Source organism: Streptomyces sp. NPDC052682 (assembly GCF_040678435.1).
GTDB lineage: Bacteria > Actinomycetota > Actinomycetes > Streptomycetales > Streptomycetaceae > Streptomyces.
On the sequence record NZ_JBFATS010000019.1, the window covers coordinates 42,530 to 60,350 of the forward strand.

General features: G+C 72.8%; 15 protein-coding genes and 1 pseudogene. 4 read left to right on the forward strand and 12 right to left on the reverse strand.

The features are described from left to right. Positions 1 to 472: 472 nt before the first annotated feature. The gene (locus AB0K80_RS26985) at positions 473 to 2,077 is read right to left on the reverse strand and encodes an amidohydrolase (protein WP_365673950.1); all 1,605 of its coding nucleotides are present in this window, start codon (positions 2,075 to 2,077) and stop codon (positions 473 to 475) included. Between the two features lie 210 nt (positions 2,078 to 2,287). Continuing rightward, positions 2,288 to 2,728, reverse strand: a complete 441-nt coding sequence (locus tag AB0K80_RS26990; protein WP_365673952.1) for an Lrp/AsnC family transcriptional regulator — start codon at positions 2,726 to 2,728, stop codon at positions 2,288 to 2,290. A gap of 276 nt (positions 2,729 to 3,004) precedes the next feature. Between AB0K80_RS26990 and AB0K80_RS26995 the strand changes: the two genes are divergently transcribed. Beyond that, positions 3,005 to 3,451: a hypothetical protein gene (locus AB0K80_RS26995; RefSeq protein ID WP_365673954.1), complete on the forward strand. Its 447-nt coding sequence runs from the start codon at positions 3,005 to 3,007 to the stop codon at positions 3,449 to 3,451. A gap of 428 nt (positions 3,452 to 3,879) precedes the next feature. On the opposite strand, the gene AB0K80_RS27000 is transcribed toward AB0K80_RS26995, so the two are convergent. Beyond that, positions 3,880 to 5,052 carry an acyl-CoA dehydrogenase gene (locus tag AB0K80_RS27000; protein ID WP_365673956.1) on the reverse strand — a complete coding sequence of 391 codons (1,173 nt, stop codon included), beginning with the start codon at positions 5,050 to 5,052 and terminating at the stop codon, positions 3,880 to 3,882. Positions 5,053 to 5,389: 337 nt separating this feature from the next. On the opposite strand from AB0K80_RS27000, the gene AB0K80_RS27005 reads away from it, so the two are divergent. Beyond that, positions 5,390 to 6,631 carry a glycoside hydrolase family 18 protein gene (locus tag AB0K80_RS27005; RefSeq protein ID WP_365673957.1) on the forward strand — a complete coding sequence of 414 codons (1,242 nt, stop codon included), beginning with the start codon at positions 5,390 to 5,392 and terminating at the stop codon, positions 6,629 to 6,631. A gap of 78 nt (positions 6,632 to 6,709) precedes the next feature. Here AB0K80_RS27005 and AB0K80_RS27010 read toward each other — a convergent pair whose 3' ends face one another. From AB0K80_RS27010 to AB0K80_RS27020, 3 genes are all read right to left on the reverse strand, one after another. Further along, entirely contained in the window at positions 6,710 to 7,366 is a 657-nt protein-coding gene (locus AB0K80_RS27010) for a TetR/AcrR family transcriptional regulator (protein WP_365673960.1), read from the reverse strand. 66 nt (positions 7,367 to 7,432) lie between these two features. Beyond that, entirely contained in the window at positions 7,433 to 7,573 is a 141-nt protein-coding gene (locus tag AB0K80_RS27015) for an SCO1431 family membrane protein (protein ID WP_365673962.1), read from the reverse strand. Positions 7,574 to 7,731: 158 nt separating this feature from the next. Beyond that, positions 7,732 to 9,093, reverse strand: a complete 1,362-nt coding sequence (locus tag AB0K80_RS27020) for a peptidase C39 family protein (RefSeq protein ID WP_365673964.1) — start codon at positions 9,091 to 9,093, stop codon at positions 7,732 to 7,734. Between the two features lie 876 nt (positions 9,094 to 9,969). On the opposite strand from AB0K80_RS27020, the pseudogene AB0K80_RS27025 reads away from it, so the two are divergent. Further along, positions 9,970 to 10,591: pseudogene (locus tag AB0K80_RS27025) on the forward strand (hypothetical protein). Between the two features lie 429 nt (positions 10,592 to 11,020). Then, positions 11,021 to 12,886, forward strand: a complete 1,866-nt coding sequence (locus AB0K80_RS27030; protein WP_365673966.1) for an AAA family ATPase — start codon at positions 11,021 to 11,023, stop codon at positions 12,884 to 12,886. Between the two features lie 61 nt (positions 12,887 to 12,947). Here the strand turns inward: AB0K80_RS27030 and AB0K80_RS27035 are convergent, their stop codons facing one another. The 6 genes from AB0K80_RS27035 to ribH form a co-directional block, all read right to left on the reverse strand. Next, entirely contained in the window at positions 12,948 to 14,036 is a 1,089-nt protein-coding gene (locus AB0K80_RS27035; protein ID WP_365673969.1) for a hemolysin family protein, read from the reverse strand. Further along, positions 14,033 to 15,367, reverse strand: coding sequence for a hemolysin family protein (locus AB0K80_RS27040; RefSeq protein ID WP_365673971.1), 1,335 nt, complete (start codon positions 15,365 to 15,367; stop codon positions 14,033 to 14,035). Before AB0K80_RS27040 ends, AB0K80_RS27035 begins: the two co-directional genes overlap by 4 nt. A 245-nt stretch (positions 15,368 to 15,612) precedes the next feature. Continuing rightward, positions 15,613 to 16,077 (reverse strand): PH domain-containing protein, encoded by a 465-nt coding sequence (locus AB0K80_RS27045; RefSeq protein ID WP_365673972.1) that lies wholly within the window; start codon positions 16,075 to 16,077, stop codon positions 15,613 to 15,615. Positions 16,078 to 16,097: 20 nt separating this feature from the next. After that, positions 16,098 to 16,949, reverse strand: coding sequence for an ATP phosphoribosyltransferase (hisG, locus tag AB0K80_RS27050; protein WP_365673974.1), 852 nt, complete (start codon positions 16,947 to 16,949; stop codon positions 16,098 to 16,100). Between the two features lie 43 nt (positions 16,950 to 16,992). Beyond that, positions 16,993 to 17,265, reverse strand: coding sequence for a phosphoribosyl-ATP diphosphatase (locus AB0K80_RS27055; protein ID WP_190059787.1), 273 nt, complete (start codon positions 17,263 to 17,265; stop codon positions 16,993 to 16,995). A 34-nt stretch (positions 17,266 to 17,299) separates the two neighbouring features. After that, positions 17,300 to 17,785, reverse strand: coding sequence for a 6,7-dimethyl-8-ribityllumazine synthase (gene ribH, locus AB0K80_RS27060; RefSeq protein ID WP_365673977.1), 486 nt, complete (start codon positions 17,783 to 17,785; stop codon positions 17,300 to 17,302). Between the last annotated feature and the right edge of the window lie 36 nt (positions 17,786 to 17,821).

A 17,821-nucleotide genomic window follows, 5' to 3' on the forward strand; every position in this document is an offset into this window, starting at 1 on the left:
CGCAGGGTCCACCATAGTGGCCGCGGCCTGCGCTGACATGACAGGACGTTCGTTTGGTGGTGTCGATTCCGCTAGACACGGGTAAGAGGGTGCGTCCGTGCCCGGCGGATGGGGGCCCGGCGCCCTTCGGGCCGACCTGGGACCCGCTGGCTGCGGATCGACCCAAAGCCGTTGTCTACTGAGCGCCCGGGCCCCACCCGGGTCACACCTCCCCGACCGGCCGGAACCTTCCCTCGGCGCTGCGCCGGCCTGAGCCTGGCTCCCTGACCCAGTGGCGCGGCGGCGAGTGCGCGGACGGCCCCCGGTCGGGCGTCCGGTGGTGGACGCGGCCGAACCTACCCGGCCGTGGCCGCCGCCTGTCAACAGCCGCTTGACCTGTGGTTTCCGCACCAAAGGCCAGGTCAGCGCGGAGGATGCGCAGGTGGCGCGACCGGCGTGCGGCACCCTGCCGCCACCGCGCCACCCCCGTAGATCACTCGCCCGGCCGTACGAAAACCGTCCGTCCGCCCACCACGGTGCGCAGGCAGACGGGCAGGTCACGGCCTGGGGTCAGGTCGGGCAGCCCGGGGGTGCCCGAGCGCGGGTCGGTCGACCAGCGGGCGACCCGGTCGTCCGGCGCCTGGACGACGAGTTCGCCGGTGCGCCACACGGCGTAGTCGGCGGGGGCTCCGGGCACCAGGACGCCCGCGTCGTCGCGGCCGATCGCCCGCCAGCCGCCGCGCGTGTGCGCGGTGAACGCGGCGCGCACGGAGACGCGGTGTTCCGGTGTGCGGTGGAAGGCGGCGGCCCGGACCGTGCCCCACGGGTCGAGCGGTGTGACCGGGCTGTCCGAGCCGAAGGCGAGCGGTACGCCGGCGCGCAGCAGAGCCGCGAAGGGGTTCAGCGCGCGGGCCCGCTCGGCGCCCAGGCGCTGGGCGTACATGCCGTCCTCGCCGCCCCACAGCGCGTCGAAGGCGGGCTGCACGGAGGCGGTCAGGCCGAGGTCGGCGAAGGCCGCGATGGTGGCGGGGGTGAGCATCTCGGCGTGCTCGACGCGGTGGCGGGAGGCGCGGATCCGGGCGAGGCCTACCTTGTCGGCGGCGGCGCGCACACCCTCGACGACGGCGGTGACGGCGGCGTCGCCGATCGCGTGGAAGCCCGCCTGGAGGCCCGCCTCGGTGCAGGCCACGACGTGGGCCGCCACCGCGGCGGCGTCCAGGTAGGCGGTGCCGGTGTGGCCGGCGTCGGCGTAGGGCTGGTGCAGGCAGGCGGTGTGCGAACCGAGCGCGCCGTCGACGAACAGGTCGCCGGCCGCGCCAAGCGCGCCCAGCTCCCGCGCCTTGTCGACGTCCTGCTCGGCCCAGTAGCCGACCACCCGTGGGCCGGGCTCCTCGGCGGCGAGCCGGAGCAGGCCGGTGAAGTCGTCCTCGGAGGAGATGTCCGGGCCGGCGCACTCGTGGACGGTGCCGATGCCGAGCGAGGCGGCGCGCGCCAGGGCCGCCCGCTGGGCCTCGGCGCGCTGGGCCGGGGTGACGGCTGCCAGGGCGGCGGCCCGGACGGCGTGGTGGGCGTCGCCGGTCAGCGGGCCGTCGAGGCGGCCCGGGTCACCGGGTACCAGGTCGAGCAGTGCGGTGGTGACGACCGCCGAGTGGACGTCGATGCGGCTGAGGTACAGGGGCCGTCCGCCGGTGGCCTCGTCGAGCTCGGCACGCGTCGGGGGGCGCCGGCCGGGCCAGCGGGAGGCGTCCCAGCCGTGCCCGAGCAGGACCCGGTCGTGCGGGCGGGCGGCGGCGAAGTCCCGTACGAGCGCCAGGGCGGCCTCCAGGGAGGGGGCGCCGGACAGGTCCAGGCCGGTGAGCGCGAGGCCGGTGGCCGTGGTGTGCACATGCGCGTCGGTGAACGCCGGGGTGACCAGCGCGCCGTCGAGGTCGATCACCTCGTCGACCCCGTCGGCGAAGGCGTCGGCGGCGCCCTCGGAGCCGACCCACGCGACCTGTCCGCGCTCGACCACCATCGCGGTCGCGAACGGGTCGGCGGGGCTGTGGACTTCTCCGCGGCGGAGCAGGACGGTTTTCGGCGGGGCGGTGCGTTCACTCATGACGGACAGTTTCCCGCGCGCACCGGGCCGGACCGCAGCCGGGGCGGCCCCGCTCGGGGCAGTGTGCCGACGACAAGGACAGGCCCCGTTCGCGCTCGGCCCGGCTCACGCCGCTCGGCGGCCGTCGCGCTCCGGGGGCGCACACCGGCGCGCGCCGAAGCCCCGGTCGCCCCGGCCGAAGCGGCCGGGCGCACACCTGGTCGGCGGTTCTCAGATCTTCGGCGGCCGTGCCTCGTACGGCGTCGACAGCACCACCGTCGTGCGGGTCGAGACGCCCGCCAGCGACCGCACCCGGGCCAGCAGTTCCTCCAGTTCGTGCGGTGTCGCCACGCGCACCTTGAGGATGTAGTTCTCGTCGCCCGCGACGCTGTGGCAGGCCTCGATCTCGGGGACGCCGGCCAGCCGGTCCGCGATGTCGTCGGGGGCGCTGGGGTCGAACGGCTTGACCGAGATGAACGCGGTCAGCGGCAGTCCGACGGCCTCCGGGTCGACGACCGCGGCATAGCCGCGGATGACGCCACGCTGCTCGAGCCGGCGCACGCGCTGGTGCACGGCCGACGTGGACAGGCCCGTGGCCTTGCCCAGGTCGGTGTAGCTCATCCGCCCGTCCTTGACGAGCAGCTGCACGATCTGTCGGTCCAGCTCCTCCATGGCGCAAGAACCTACAGGGCGCTTGATCCCCTCGGATACCTGAGAGCCCAGGTCATACCCGGTTCGTGACCTCCACGGCAGGCGCCGGGGAGGGACGGTCGGCCATGCGGGACAGAACGGTACGCAGACGGCACCTGCGAGTGGCATGTGACGAACGCCACATCACTCGAACAGTCTCCGTGATGTTCCCGTGATTACCGCCGAGAGGGGACGGGAAGTGCTTGCTGTGGTCGAGGCCGCAGCGCCTTCACGGCCCAGCCTTAGGGGGAGAATCCCATGCAGAGTCTCAAGCGTCCTGGTCGCACCGCACCCAAGCGGCAGCAGCCCGTCGTCGAACCCGAGCCGGAGGGCGTCGAACCCGACGCGTTCGAGGACGGCGACGCCGAGGACTTCGACGCGTACGACACCTTCGAGATGTACCGGGTGATCTGCCCGGACTGCGCGCAGCCCATCGCCCTGCTCGCGGACGAGGAGGTCCTGCCGGAGCACGCGCTGTGCGCCTCGCCGTGGAACCCGTTCGGGCTCACGGTCTGCCGCGGCACCGGCCGCAAGGCCTCCGAGGCGCGGCCCGCGGACGAGTCCTTCCAGCCGCAGGAGCAGGACACCGCCCTGCTGCTGACGCTTCCTCAGGGGCTCGACTGGCGGACCCAGCCCTTCTCGCACGTCGGCGGCCCGGGCTCGCGCCCCATCAGGGTCTCCGTCATGCGACGCCAGGCCGCCTGAGCACGGACCTTCCGGCTCCGTCGTGCGCCCCGGGATCCCACGGCGACCGGCGGGTGCCGAGCCACGCACGGGACGCGCGTGAACGCACGCGCGATTCCGTCGGCCGGTGACCCGTTCGCCGTGCCGGGCGTTGCCCTGGTATGACCACCACCTACGCGTCGGCCGGGCGTCAGCGCCGGCTGTTCGTCCCGGTACCCGCAGAATCGGTTCCTCCCGCGCCGCCGCGGCCTTAGGATCCGCCGATCTACCGCGATCTGATGCAGACCTGGGCCGACCGCGGCCGCACCCTGCCGGGGCGGCACGACCCGGAGTGGGTGCGGCTCGCGGCGCCCTGGCGCGGGCTCGGGCAGTTCGGTCTGCCCCACGACTAGGACCGGCCGGAACGCTGTGCGGGCGGCCCCGGGATGACGCCCGGCGCCAGGGCGGGTTCAGCGTGTCTCGGGACCCGCCAGGTGGCGGGCGATGACCATGCGCTGGATCTGGTTGGTGCCCTCGACGATCTGGAGCACCTTGGCCTCGCGCATGTAGCGCTCGGCCGGGAAGTCCGCGGTGTAGCCGTAGCCGCCGAGGATCTGCACGGCGTCGGTGGTGACCCGCATCGCCGTGTCGGTGCAGTGCAGCTTGGCCATGGCCGCCTCCTTGGCGAACGGCCGGCCCGCGTCGCGCAGCCGTGCCGCCGTGAGGTAGAGCGCCCGGCCCGCCTCGATCTGCGTCGCCATGTCGGCCAGCATGAACCGCAGCCCCTGGAAGTCGGCGATCGGCCTCCCGAACTGCCGGCGCTCGGTGGCGTAGCGCAGCGCCTCGTCGAAGGCCGCCTGGGCCAGTCCGATCGCGCAGGCCGCGATGCCGAGCCGCCCGGAGTCGAGCGAGGCCAGGGCGATCGCGAAGCCCTGCCCCTCCTCGCCGATGCGGCGCTCGTCACCGACCCGCACACCGTCGAAGTGGACCTGCGCGGTGGGCGAGCCCTTCAGGCCCATCTTCTTCTCGGGCGGCGCGGCGCTCACGCCCGGCGCGTCCCCGGGCACCAGGAACGCGGTGATCCCGCGCGGGCCCTCCTCGCCGGTGCGTGCCATGACGGTGTAGAAGTCGGCGACACCGCCGTGCGTGATCCAGGCCTTGGTGCCGGTGATCACCCAGCCGTCGCCGTCGCGCACGGCCTTGGTGCGCAGCGCGGCCGCGTCCGAGCCCGAGTGCGGTTCGGACAGGCAGTACGCGCCGAGCAGACCGCCGCCGAGCATCGCGGGCAGGTGCTCGACCTGCTGGTCCTTGGTGCCGTAGGTGGCGAGCGCGTACGAGGCCAGGGTGTGCACGCTGGCGCCGAGGCCGACGGTGAGCCGGGCCGCGGCGAGCTCCTCGAGGACCTGGAGGTAGACCTCGTAGGGCTGGTCGCCGCCGCCGTACTCGGCGTCGTACGGCAGGCCGAGCAGTCCGGAGCGGGAGAGCAGGGCGAAGACCTCGCGCGGGAAGCGGCCCGCGTCCTCCTCCTCGGCCGCCTTCGGGGCGATCTCGCGCTGCGCGATGTCGCGGACGAGCGAGATCAGGTCCCGGGCCTCGTCCGTGGGCAGTTGTCGTTCCACCGGCTGCGGGGCGCGGTCGGGCATGGCGACGCTCTCCTCCCTTGTCGGGCACATCGGCGGACGTGCGCCTTGGGTAGGGGGCCGCTCCGCCGGTCGTTCTGGTGCCGGGCCGATGCTCGCAGTTCCGGGTCTCGGAAGCTGCTGACCAGCGGCTCCGCGCTGTGAGTATGCCCGATCGGACGCAGCGCGTCACCAGTTAACGACCGCTTACTTCAAGAAATCCGGGCACGCCCTCCGGACCGGTGAAATTGGTCCGCACCATTGACCGACTGGTCTAGTCCTCCTACTGTTTCGGAGCACCGATTTACCGCGTTCATGCCAATCGGCGCGCGTTCCCCTCTCCCCCACGAGGAGACACCGGATGCCCACCCCCCACCGTTCCCGCGCCCGCCGGCTCCGGGCGCTCGTGTCCGCCGCGTGTTGCGCCGCCCTCGGCGCCGGCCTGCTCGCCGGCGCGGGCAGCTCGACCGCCACCGCCGCGACCTCGGCTCAGGAGGCCGCGGGCTCGAAGGTCATCGGCTACTTCACCGAATGGGGCACCTACGACCGCAAGTACTACGTCAAGAACATCGAGACCTCCGGCTCGGCCGCCAAGCTCACCCACATCAACTACGCCTTCGGCAACGTCACCGGCGGCAGGTGCGCGATGGGTGACGCCTACGCGGCCACCGACCGGGCGTACACCGCGGCCGAGTCCGTCGACGGCGTCGCCGACACCTGGGACCAGCCGCTGCGCGGCACCTTCAACCAGCTCCGCAAGCTGAAGAAGAAGCACCCGGACCTCAAGATCCTGTGGTCCTTCGGCGGCTGGACCTGGTCGGGCGGCTTCGGCGAGGCCTCGAAGAACCCGGCCGCCTTCGCCCGCTCCTGCTACGACCTGGTCGAGAACTCCCGGTGGGCCGATGTCTTCGACGGCATCGACATCGACTGGGAGTACCCGAACGCCTGCGGCGCCACCTGCGACACCAGCGGCCGGGCGGCCTTCAGGAACCTGATGCAGGCGCTGCGCGCGACGTTCGGCTCGAGCAACCTCGTCACGGCGGCGATCACCGCCGACGCCACCCCCGGCGGCAGGATCGACGCCGCGGACTACGCGGGCGCCGCCCCGTACGTCAACTGGTACAACCCGATGACGTACGACTATGTCGGCGCCTGGGACGCCACCGGCCCGACCGCCCCGCACTCGCCGCTGACCTCGTACTCCGGGATCCCGAAGGCGGACCTGCACACCTCGGCGACCATCGCGAAGCTGAAGGGCCTCGGCATCCCCGCCGCCAAGCTGCTGCTCGGCATCGGGTTCTACGGCCGTGGCTGGACCGGGGTGACCCGCTCGGCGCCCGGCGGCAGCGCGACCGGCCCGGCGGCGGGGACGTACGAGCAGGGCATCGAGGACTACAAGGTGCTCAGGACAACCTGCCCGCCGACCGGCACGGTGGGCGGCACCGCGTACGCCAAGTGCGGCAGCGACTGGTGGAGTTACGACACCCCGCAGACCATCGCGACCAAGATGGCGTACAAGAACCAGCAGGGGCTGGGCGGCACGTTCTTCTGGGAGCTCAGCGGCGACACCGCGAGCGGTGAGCTGATCAAGGCGATCACCTGACACGACCGGCCGCCGCCCCGGCCTGCCGGGCGGACGCGGGGGCGGAGACTCCGGGCACGGAGCTTCCGCCCTCTGTCGTCACGCGCCGCGGCCGGCGGGCTCCGGGGCCGGGTAGGCGGGGTCGAGCTCCTCGATGGCGCGCAGGGTGCCGCCCAGGGTCTTGACCAGCAGCTCGCGCATGGTGTCGCGGGGCAGGCCGGGGCGGTCGATCCACTGCAGGGTGGCGCCCTCGACGCTGCACACCCAGGCCAGCAGGGCCATACGCGCCAGGGGGCCGATGTCCCTGCGGCCGTACGCCCCCTCGGCGATGGTCACGACGATGGCCTCACGCACCCCGTCCCGGATGGCGTGGACCTCGGTGTCGAAGCCGACCCCGCCGCTGACGATCGTCCGGTAGGCGGCCATGTTGTGCTCGGCGTAGCGCAGATAGCTGTCGATGGTGCGGTTCACGCGCTGCACCGGCGGCAGTTCGGCGCCGCTCGCCGCGAGGGTGACCAGGTCGGTGACCGCGTCCTCGATGATGGCCAGGTAGTAGCCGCGCTTGGACTGGAAGTAGTAGTAGATCAGCCCTTTGGCGACCTGCGCCTGGCGGGCGATGTCGTCCATGGACAGCGCGTCGTAGGACGTGTCGGCGAACAACCTGCGCCCGATCGCGATGAGTTCGGCACGACGCGCCACCGAGCGTTCGGTGCCGCGCGCTCTGGGGCGGGCGGCCGGTTGTTGACTGATATTCAATTTCGACCCTGATGGACGGCGGGGGGTGGGACACCCGCAGTATGTCAGGTCATGCAGTGGGGCCGGTCACAGCAGACCGAGCTGGGTGACGAGCATCGCCACGACCACGACCAGGGTCCATCCCATCGCGTGCTCGAAGATCTCGGGGCCGTCGTCGCGGGGGCCGCCGGTACGGACGCGGGCGGCGGTGACGGAGTTCGCGGTCATGAGTTCGGGCTCTCACTGGTCTCGGCTGTGCGCAGGACTCCCCCCGGTTCCGTCCACCTTGCCACCCGCGGCGGCCGATGCGGCCGAGACGTTGGTCACACGGCACGGGCCCCGGCCGCCCGGGGCCCTGCCGCCCGCGGCCCGTGCCGCCCGGCTGCTCAGCGCACGCCCACCGCGGCGAGCGCCATGCGCTGCCGCGCGGTGGGGCGGGCCGGGAAGTAGAGGTAGCAGACGCCGCCGGTGCCGGAGACGACCTTGCCGGAGGCGTTGTACCGCTTGGTCCGCAGCCAGATGGTCTCGAACTCGCGGCGCAGGTAGACCCGCCGTACCGCCTCGTCGGTGGGTGAGGCCGGGTCGTTGGCGATCACGTCGCCGGCGGCGGTGAAGCCGATCACCGTCATCAGGTGCCCGGCCGTGCCGTACCCCGCCCCGGTCAGCTCCTCCTTGCGGAACGACTGGGAGGTGATGGCCGGGATGCCCGCCGCGATCAGCGTCTCCAGGTCGGTGAGGGAGCCGAGCCGGGTGACCACGCCCTGGAGGTCCTTGAAGGTGGCGGCGTAGGCGGCGTTGAAGGGCCAGTTGCCGCAGCCGCCGTACTGGTAGTCATACGTGTAACGGGCCGCGTGGCACACCTGCGGGTCGGAGTAGGCCGGGTCCACCCAGGCCAGTTGCTCGGGGGTGAGCCGGCCACCCCAGTACTCGATGATCATCTGCGAGGAGGTGGGGCTGCACCAGGCCTCGCCGCCGTTGTCGTACTCGGGGTACCTGCCCTTGTGGATCTCCTGCGAGTACCGCGGCACGATCAGCTCCTTGGCCCGCCCGGGGGTGGTGGCCGGGACGGTGAAGCGGTCGGGGATGTCGGAGCCCATCGCGCCGAGCCGCCAGACCGTGGGGGTGAGCTTCGTGCCCGGCCTGCGGTAGAGGGTCAGGCGCAGCCGGTACGCGGTGATGCGCAGGCCCGAGCCCGGGTCGTCGATCGCCAGGGTGTCCGTCCAGACCGTGCTCCTGCCGTCACCCTGGTCGTCGACCGAGGTACGCCGGATGTCCTCGTCGCCGGCCGCCCAGCGGCCCATCACGTACCAGGGGGTGGACGCGCCGTCGGAGTAGGTGCCCTGGAGCTCGACCTGGAGCCAGGTGCCGCCGGGGGTACGGGCGTTCCAGGAGGCGATCAGCTCGGTGGCGGGGACGGCGAGCCGGTGCGCCGGAGCGGTCCAGGTCGCGTACTCCCAGGTCGCGGTGGTGCCGGTGTGCGGGTCCTGGTACTCGGTACGGCCCACGGGGGTGTCGATCACGACCCCGGGGCGGATGCCGGCCACGGCACAGGTGCCCTGCGCCGTGCCGCCGCGCCAGTCGCTGTACGAGACCCACGCGCGGTTGTCGACGGGGCGGGCCGGTACCCGGGTGGGGGCCATGGCGTCCCTTCCGCTGTCGGCGGCGGCCGGGGCCGCGCTCCCCGCGACGGCGGCGGTGAGCGCGGCGGCCAGGACGGTTCTGCGGGACGGCTGTTCGGCTCTGCTCATGGGCGGGAGAACCCCCAGATGGTCGAAAGTCGGGGCAGGTCCGGGCGTGGTCGGTTGCAGGGTGTGCCGCACATGGGAGCACAGCCGGCCGGGGCTGGCCAGCACTTCGGCGCGTGCCGCGGGCACCAATATTGGGCTCGACCAGTGACACCGCCTCGGGCGCCGGCGCGGGTGGCACGCGTGTGCACTGCCGTGTCGGTACGCGCGCGTGCGCACTGGTGTGGGCGCCCCACACGAGCACACCGCCGTGGGCGGCACGCGCACGTACACCCGCCGTTTACGGCCCGCAGACGTACCCCCCCCCCCCCCGCCGTGGACGGCCCGTGCGCGCACGCCGCCGCGGGCGACACGCGCGTGCGCGCCGGCAGAGTGCTCTGGGCTCGACCAGTGACACCGCCTCGGACGCCGCGCGGGCCCGCGCGTGCGTCACCGGGGGCGGCATACGCGGACACCGGCGCGCGTGGCACGCGTGTGCACTGTCGTGTCGGTACGCGCGCGTGCGCGCGGGGGTGGGCGGCCGCTCGCCGAGCCAGGCCGAGCGCCGTAGGAACGCGCGCGTGCGCGCGGGGGTGGGCGGCCCACACGAGCACGCCGCCGTGGGCGGCACGCGCACGTACACCCGCCGCTTACGGCCCGCATACGTACACCCGCCGTGGACGGCCCGTGCGGGCACGCCGCCGTGGGGCGGCACGCGTGCACCACCGTGGGGCAGCACGCGCGCGTACACCGCCGTGGACATCCCATGCGCGCACGCCTGCCGTAGGCGACACACGCGTTGCACGCCCGCGTGCACCCCCGCCGGCGGCACACCTCCGCGCGCCGCCGTTACAGTGCTGGCTACACGCCTCCGCTTCTCCGCCCGCCCCAGGACCCGCCATTCACGACCTCGCCTCCCGGATCTGCCGCATCGCCCCGTCCTGCGGCCCGGTCCGTCTGATCGGCATCGACGGGCACGCGGGGTCCGGAAAGTCCACGTTCGCCGGGCAGTTGGCCACGGCGCTGGGCGGCGCGCCCGTGCTGCACCTCGACGACATCGCCAGCCACGACGAACTGTTCGGCTGGACCGGCCGGCTGCTGAGCCAGGTGATCGAACCGCTCGCCCGGGGCGAGGCCGCGCACTACGCCCCCTACGACTGGCGGGCCCGCCGGTTCGGGCCGCCGCGCCCGCTGCCGCCCGCCCCGGTGATCCTCGTCGAGGGAGTCGGCGCGGGGCGCCGCGCGCTGCGGCCGCACCTGGCCCTGCTGCTGTGGATGGAGGTGCCCCGTGAGGTGGCATGGGCACGGGGGCGCACGCGGGACGGCGAGGAGCAGCGGGAGTTCTGGGACGGATGGGTCCAGGCGGAGGACCGGCACTTCGCCGACGACCCCTCGCGGCCGTTCGCCGGGCTTCTGGTCCGGCAGCGGGCAAAGGGATACGAGACAACCGCCGGGCCGGCCGGGGCTCCCTGGATCGACCCTCGATGTCACCCACAGTGACGATCCAGCGGCAGTGTGCTGAAGCTGTGAAGAGCCTTGCCATTCAACTACCAGGAGTGCTTCAACTCGGCTTGACCGGGGGGCCGTACAGGACTTACGTTCTCAATGTGCGGCCATTCGACAGCCGCCGACTGACGCGAAGCCCCCGGTTGTTCCCCCGTGACCGGGGGCTTCGTTCTGCCCCCGGCCGGTTCCCGGCGCGTCGCGAGCCGCCGCGCCCTCACCGTCGGTCACCGGCCACCGCGCGCCCCCGCCGCTCCCACCTCGCCGAACAGCGCGTGCGGCACCCTACGGGGCCGCGCCCGCCGCGGGTACGATGCCCTCGGTGCGACCTACGGACGGCTGCCGCGCACCTTGCAACTCCGGTCCGCGGTACAGCGGTTCGACCAGGGCAGCCGGCGGGCGACGGCCCGGCGGCCTACCGACGGGGGCACGGTTTGTGGGGGACGTGATGGACATCGGCACGCAGGGCCCTCAGGCCCCGGCCGACCTCGCCTGGCTGCGAGGCGTGGACGCCTACACGATGGGCGCCTATCCGCAGGCGGAGGAGGAGTTCCGGGCCGCCGTGCGCATGGACCCCGGGATGGCCGACGCCTGGCTCGGGCTGCACGCGCTGCGCGTCGACACCCCCACCGCGCTGCTGCGGATGTTCCGGCACCGGGAGCGCTTCGGCGAACAGCGCGCCCGCTACCGCCGCCCCCTCAACTCCTGGTACTGGCTCGGCTGGTGGGTGCAGCCCGTCCTGGAGAGCCCCCGCGACCTGCTGCTCGCGCACGCCTCCCACTGGCTGGACGGCCGGCACGTCCCCGAGCTGGACCGGGCCCTGGCCGGGCTGCCGCCCGTGGACACCGACCCGCAGGTCCGGTTCCTGCACGCCTGCCGCGCCTACCTGGTCAAGGACTGGGAACAGCTCGTCCGCCACACCGACCCGCTGCTCGACGACCCGATGCTCGGCATCGAGGCGGGCCTGTTCGGCGGCATGGCCCGGGTCCGGCTGGAGATGTACGGGCAGGCCGAGCCGTTGCTGTCCGCGGCCCTGATGCGCTGCCGCAGTGAGCAGCCGCAGCGCAAGGAACTGCGGTACTGGCTGGCCCGGGCCCACGAGGGGACGGGCCGCAGCGCCGCCGCGCTCCCGCTGTACCGGGCCGTGCACCGCGTCGACCCCGCCTTCATGGACACCGCCGCCCGGCTCGCCGCGATCGCCGAGGGCGACGGGTACGACGACTCCGCCGACCTCGCGGCGATCACGCTCACCGGCACCGGCACCGGGCAGGACGCGGTGGACGGCCCCGACGGGCTCGACCCGCTCTACGGCACGGAGGGGCGCGACCTGAAACTGTCCGCCCCGGAGCCGCCGTCCGCTCCCCTGCCGTCGATGACCGGCCCCGCGTTCCGGGCGAAGGCCTCCCCCGCGCCGACCCTGCCCGCCGGGCCCACCGACCCGGCGTTACTGGAGGAGGCGCTCGCCGAGCTGGAGCGCATGGTGGGTCTGGAGCCGGTGAAGCGCCAGGTCAAAGCGTTGTCGGCGCAGCTGAACATGGCCCGGCTGCGTGCCGGGCAGGGGCTGCCGGTCCAGCCGCCGAAACGCCACTTCGTCTTCTCCGGCCCGTCCGGCACCGGCAAGACCACCGTGGCCCGCATCCTGGGCCGCGTCTTCTACGCCCTCGGCCTGCTCGGCGGCGACCACCTGGTGGAGGCGCAGCGGGCCGACCTGGTCGGCGAGTACCTCGGGCAGACCGCGGTGAAGGCCAACGAGCTGATCGACTCCGCGCTCGGGGGTGTGCTCTTCGTCGACGAGGCGTACTCGCTGTCCAACTCCGGCTACGGCAAGGGGGACGCGTACGGCGACGAGGCGCTGCAGGTGTTGCTGAAACGGGCGGAGGACAACCGGGACCACCTGGTGGTGATCCTCGCCGGATACCCGGAGGGCATGGACCGGCTGCTGGCCGCCAACCCCGGGCTGTCCTCGCGCTTCACGACCCGCGTCGACTTCCCGTCGTACCGGCCGCTCGAACTGACCGAGATCGGCAAGGTGCTCGCGGCGGAGAACGGGGACGTGTGGGACGAGGAGGCCCTCGACGAGCTGCGGTCCATCGCCGGGCACGTGGTCGACCAGGGGTGGATCGACGAACTGGGCAACGGGCGGTTCCTGCGGACCCTGTACGAGAAGAGCTGCGCGTACCGGGATCTGCGGTTGTCGACGTATCCGGGGACGCTGAGCAGGGAGGACCTGGCGACGCTGCGGCTGCCGGATCTGATGCAGGCGTACGGGGAGGTGCTGTCGGGGCGCGGGCCGCAGGACGCGACGGGGCTGTAGACGACTGAGGCCGCCGCGGAAGCGAGGCGGGTGCGCACCCAGGGTGCGCACCCGCCCTGCGCTACGTGGCCATGACCTCCTCCGGCGCCGCTCCGCTCGCCCGCGGCTCCGTCACCCTGACCTCGGGCACCTCCCGGTGCGCGGGGTCCCGTACCTCGCCCACCAGCAGTTCCAGGACGTCCTCCAGCGCGACCAGCCCGAGGACCCTGCCCGAGCCGTCGGCCACCTGGGCCAGGTGGGTGGCGGCGCGGCGCATCACCGTCAGGGCGTCGTCCAGCGGCAGCTCGGACCTCAGGGTCGTCATGGGCCGCCACAGCTGTTGCGGTACCGCCCGGTCGGAGTCCTCCAGGTCGAGGACGTCCTTCACGTGCAGGTAGCCCATGAAGGCGCCCTTCCCGGCGGTCACCGGGAAACGGGAGTAGCCCGTGCGGGCGGTGAGCTCGACGATCTGCCCCGGGGTGACCGACGGAGGCACCGTCACGAGTGACTCCCGTTTGAGCAGCACGTCCGTCACCGGGCGGGACCCCAGCTCAAGGGCGTCCTCCAGACGCTCGGCCTCCTCGGGGTCGAGCAGGCCGGCCTGGCCGGAGTCCTCCACCAGCCGGTTGAGCTGCTCGCTGGTGAAGACGGACTCGACCTCGTCCTTGGGCTCGACCCGGAACAGCCGCAGGATGCCCTGCGCGCAGGCGCCGAGGGAGACGGTGATCGGCTTGCACAGGCGGGCGAAGTAGACCAGGCCGGGGCTCAGCCACAGCGCTGCCTTCTCCGGGGCCGCCATCGCCAGGTTCTTCGGGACCATCTCGCCGATGACGAGGTGGAAGAAGACGACGGTGGCCAGGGCGATGACGTACCCCAGCGGGTGAATCATCGCGTGCGGCAGGTGGATCCACTCGAAGACCGGTTCCAGCAGATGGGCGACCGTGGGCTCGGCGACGGCGCCGAGGGTCAGCGAGCAGACGGTGATGCCGAACTGGGCCGCGGCCATCATCTGCGGCAGCCGCTCCAGGCCGTACAGGACCTGCCGGGCGCGGGCGGTGCCGAGCGGTTCGATCTGGCTGCGGCGCACGGAGACCAGCGCGAACTCGGCGCCGACGAAGAAGCCGTTGGCGAGCACGAGCAGCGCGGCGAAGAGAAGTTGCAGCAGGCTCATCGGGCGGCCTCCACGGCCTGCGTGACCGGGGCGGTCCGCACCAGCCGCACCCGTTCGGCGCGGTAGTGGTCGACCTGGCGCACCGACAGCCGCCAACCGGGCAGCTCGGCCTTGTCGCCCACGGCCGGGATACGGCCCAGCAGGTCGGCGACCAGGCCGGCGACGGTCTCGTACGGCCCCTCGGGGACCTCCAGGCCGATGCGCTGGAGGGTGTCGACACGGCAGCTGCCGTCGGCGTCCCAGGCGGGCCTGCCCTCCTCCGGCGGGGCGGCGGCCAGCTCGGGCAGGTCGTGCCCGTCGTGCTCGTCGCGGACCTCGCCGACGATCTCCTCGACGATGTCCTCCAGGGTGACGACACCGGCGGTGCCGCCGTACTCGTCGACGACGACCGCGATCGGCTGCTCGCTGCGCAGGCGGGCCAGGAGCGGTCGTACGGGGAGGGTCTCGGGGACCAGCAGGGCGGGGCGCGCGATCCGGCCCACCGGAGTGCGCAGCCGGTCGTGCACGGGCACGGCCAGGGCGTCCTTGAGGTGGACCATGCCGACGACCTCGTCGATCTTCTCCCGGTAGACCGGGAAGCGGGACAGGCCGGTGGCCCGGGTCAGGTTGACCACGTCCTCGGCGGTGGCGGAGGACTGCAGGGCGCTGACCTTCACGCGCGGTGTCATGACGTGCTGCGCGGTGAGCTCGCCCAGGGACAGGGTCCTCACGAAGAGGTCGGCCGTGTCCTGCTCCAGGGCGCCGGCCTGGGCGGAGTGCCGCGCCAGGGAGACCAGTTCGTCGGGGGTGCGGGCGGAGGCCAGCTCCTCGGTGGGTTCGATGCCGAGGGCGCGGACCAGCCGGTTGGCGACCGTGTTCAGGGCCGCGATCACCGGGCGGAACAGACGCGCGAAGGCGTGCTGCGGGCCGGCGACGAAGCGCGCGACCTGCATCGGCCTGGACACCGCCCAGTTCTTCGGCACGAGCTCGCCGATCACCATCTGCACGGCGGAGGCCAGCAGCATGCCGACGATCACCGTGACACCGGAGACGGCTCCCCGGGGGACGCCGAGGGAGGTGAACGGGCCGTGCAGCAGCCGGGCCAGCGCCGGTTCGGCGAGCATGCCGACGACGAGGGAGGTGATGGTGATGCCGAGCTGGGTGCCGGACAGCTGGAAGGACAGCTCCTTGAGCGACTCGACGACCCGGCGGGCACGTCGGTCGCCCTCGGCGGCGGCCTGCTCGGCGTCCGGCCGCTCGACCGTTACCAGGCCGAACTCGGCCGCCACGAAGAATCCGTTGGCGAGAATCAGCAGGAAAGCGGCCGCCAGGAGCAGCAGGGGGATGGTCATGATGCCGCCGCCTCCACACGGGCGCGGACCTCAGGGGTGCGGTCCGCGCTATGTCGGCAGGGGGCGGCGCAGGTACTACAGGACGATCCGTCCATCGCCGGAGTAGGTCACTCCTCGGGTAGCAGGGACCCCTGTGCACCGGGCGGGGCAACAAGGGCGGAGACGCGACGGTCGCGTCTCCGCCACCAGATTAATCAAGACAGGGCCCGCTGCGGCAGGGTGGAGGGCCCCGATCCGTCCCTCAGTCAGCCCTGAGGTGTCTCGGGGTCGCCCGTGGACCGGGCCTCGACCAGGGCCCGCAGCGTACGGGCGTCGGCGATGGCGCGCTGCTTGGCGATGCCCGGCTGGATGCCGAGCGCGGGCAGGCTGGTGCCGTCGCTGAGGTCGAGGAAGACCCAGGGGTCGCCCGGACGGAGGTTCACCCGCAGGATCTCGGCCCACTCCAGGCGGCGCTTGTGGGTGAGGTTGACGACGGTGACGCCGGACTCGTCGGCGACCACCTTCGGCCGGGCCAGCAGCACCAGCACACCGGCCAGCAGGGCGGCCGTGAGGACGAAGCTGAGGCGTTCGCCCGGGCCGAGCTGCTCCAGCAGCATCGCGACCACGGTGATCACCACGAAGATCGCGAGGGCGGCGGTGAGCAGCACGGCACGGGTGCGGCCCGGCCGGAACGTGACGGGTAGCCGGGGCAGGCCGGACAGATCGGACATCGCGGTGCGCCTCTCGGCTGTCAGAGGCGGCAGGCGTGGATGGCCGTGGTCAGGATGGCCCGGGCGCCGATGTCGTACAGGTCGTCCATGATCCGCTGCGCCTCCTTGGCGGGGACCATCGCGCGGACGGCGACCCAGCCCTCGTTGTGCAGCGGGGAGACGGTGGGGGACTCCAGGCCCGGGGTGAGGGCGACGGCCTTCTCCAGCTGCTCGACGCGGCAGTCGTAGTCCATCATCACGTACGTCCGGGCGACCAGGACGCCCTGGAGGCGGCGCAGGAACTGCTGCACCTTGGGCTCCTCGCCGTCCGCGCCGGTCTGGCGGATGACGACGGCCTCGGACTTCATGATCGGCTCGCCGACGACCTCCAGGCCCGCGTTGCGCAGGCTGGTGCCGGTCTCCACGACGTCGGCGATGACCTGGGCGACGCCGAGCTGGATGGCGGTCTCGACGGCACCGTCGAGGTGGACGACGGAGGCGTCGATGCCGTGGTCGGCGAGGTGCTTGGCGACGATGCCCTCGTAGGAGGTGGCGATCGTCTTGCCCTTGAGGTCCGCCAGGTCGTCGCCGACGGTGCCCGGCCGGGTGGCGAAGCGGAAGGTGGAGCGGGCGAAGCCGAGCGGCAGGATCTCCTCGGCGTCGGCGCCGGAGTCGATCAGCAGGTCGCGGCCGGTGATGCCGATGTCGAGCTGCCCGGAGGCGACGTACAGCGCGATGTCGCGGGGGCGGAGGTAGAAGAACTCGACGTCGTTCTCGGGGTCGACGATCCGCAGTTCCTTCGACTCGCGGCGCTGCTGGTAGCCGGCCTCATGCAGCATCTCCGCCGCAGGGCCGGACAGTGAACCCTTGTTGGGGACGGCGATGCGCAGCATGAGGTCGGCTTCCTTTGTGTGACGGGCTTCGTGGAACGGGGTCTTACAGGTGGGCGTAGACGTCGTCGAGGGTGATCCCGCGGGCGACCATCATCACCTGGACGTGGTACAGCAGCTGCGAGATCTCCTCGGCGGCCGCCTCCTTGCCCTCGTACTCGGCGGCCATCCAGACCTCGGCGGCCTCTTCGACGACCTTCTTGCCGATGGCGTGGACGCCCTTGCCCACCAGTTCGGCGGTGCGGGAGGTGGCGGGATCGCCGTGGGCGGCCTTGTGCTGGAGCTCGGTGAAGAGCTCCTCGAACGTCTTCTTGGACATGGTGACGCCTACCCTACGCGGTGGAGGGGACCCCCTAGCGCCAGGGTTCGGATACTGAGCGCAGGGTCGCCGCGGTCGCCACCGCCGCCGTCACCGCCTCGTGCCCCTTGTCCTCGTTCGAGCCGGGCAGGCCCGCGCGGTCCAGGGCCTGCTCCTCGGTGTCGCAGGTCAGCACGCCGAATCCGACGGGGACGCCGGTGTCGACGGAGACCTGGGTCAGACCCTGGGTGACGCCCTGGCACACATAGTCGAAGTGGGGGGTTCCGCCCCGGATGACGACACCCAGGGCGACGACCGCGTCGTAGCCGCGGCCCGCGAGGACCTTGGCGACGACCGGGAGCTCCCAGCTGCCGGGGACCCGGAGCAGGGTCGGCTCGTCGATCCCGAGGTCGTGCAGGGCGCGCAGGGCGCCGTTGACCAGACCGTCCATCACCTTCTCGTGCCACTGCGCCGCGATGACGGCGACCCGCAGGTCTCCGACGTTGCGGACGGTCAGTTCCGGTGCACCCTTGCCGCTCACGTTTCTCCTCGTGCTTTCTTGCTGGTCGCCGCAGGC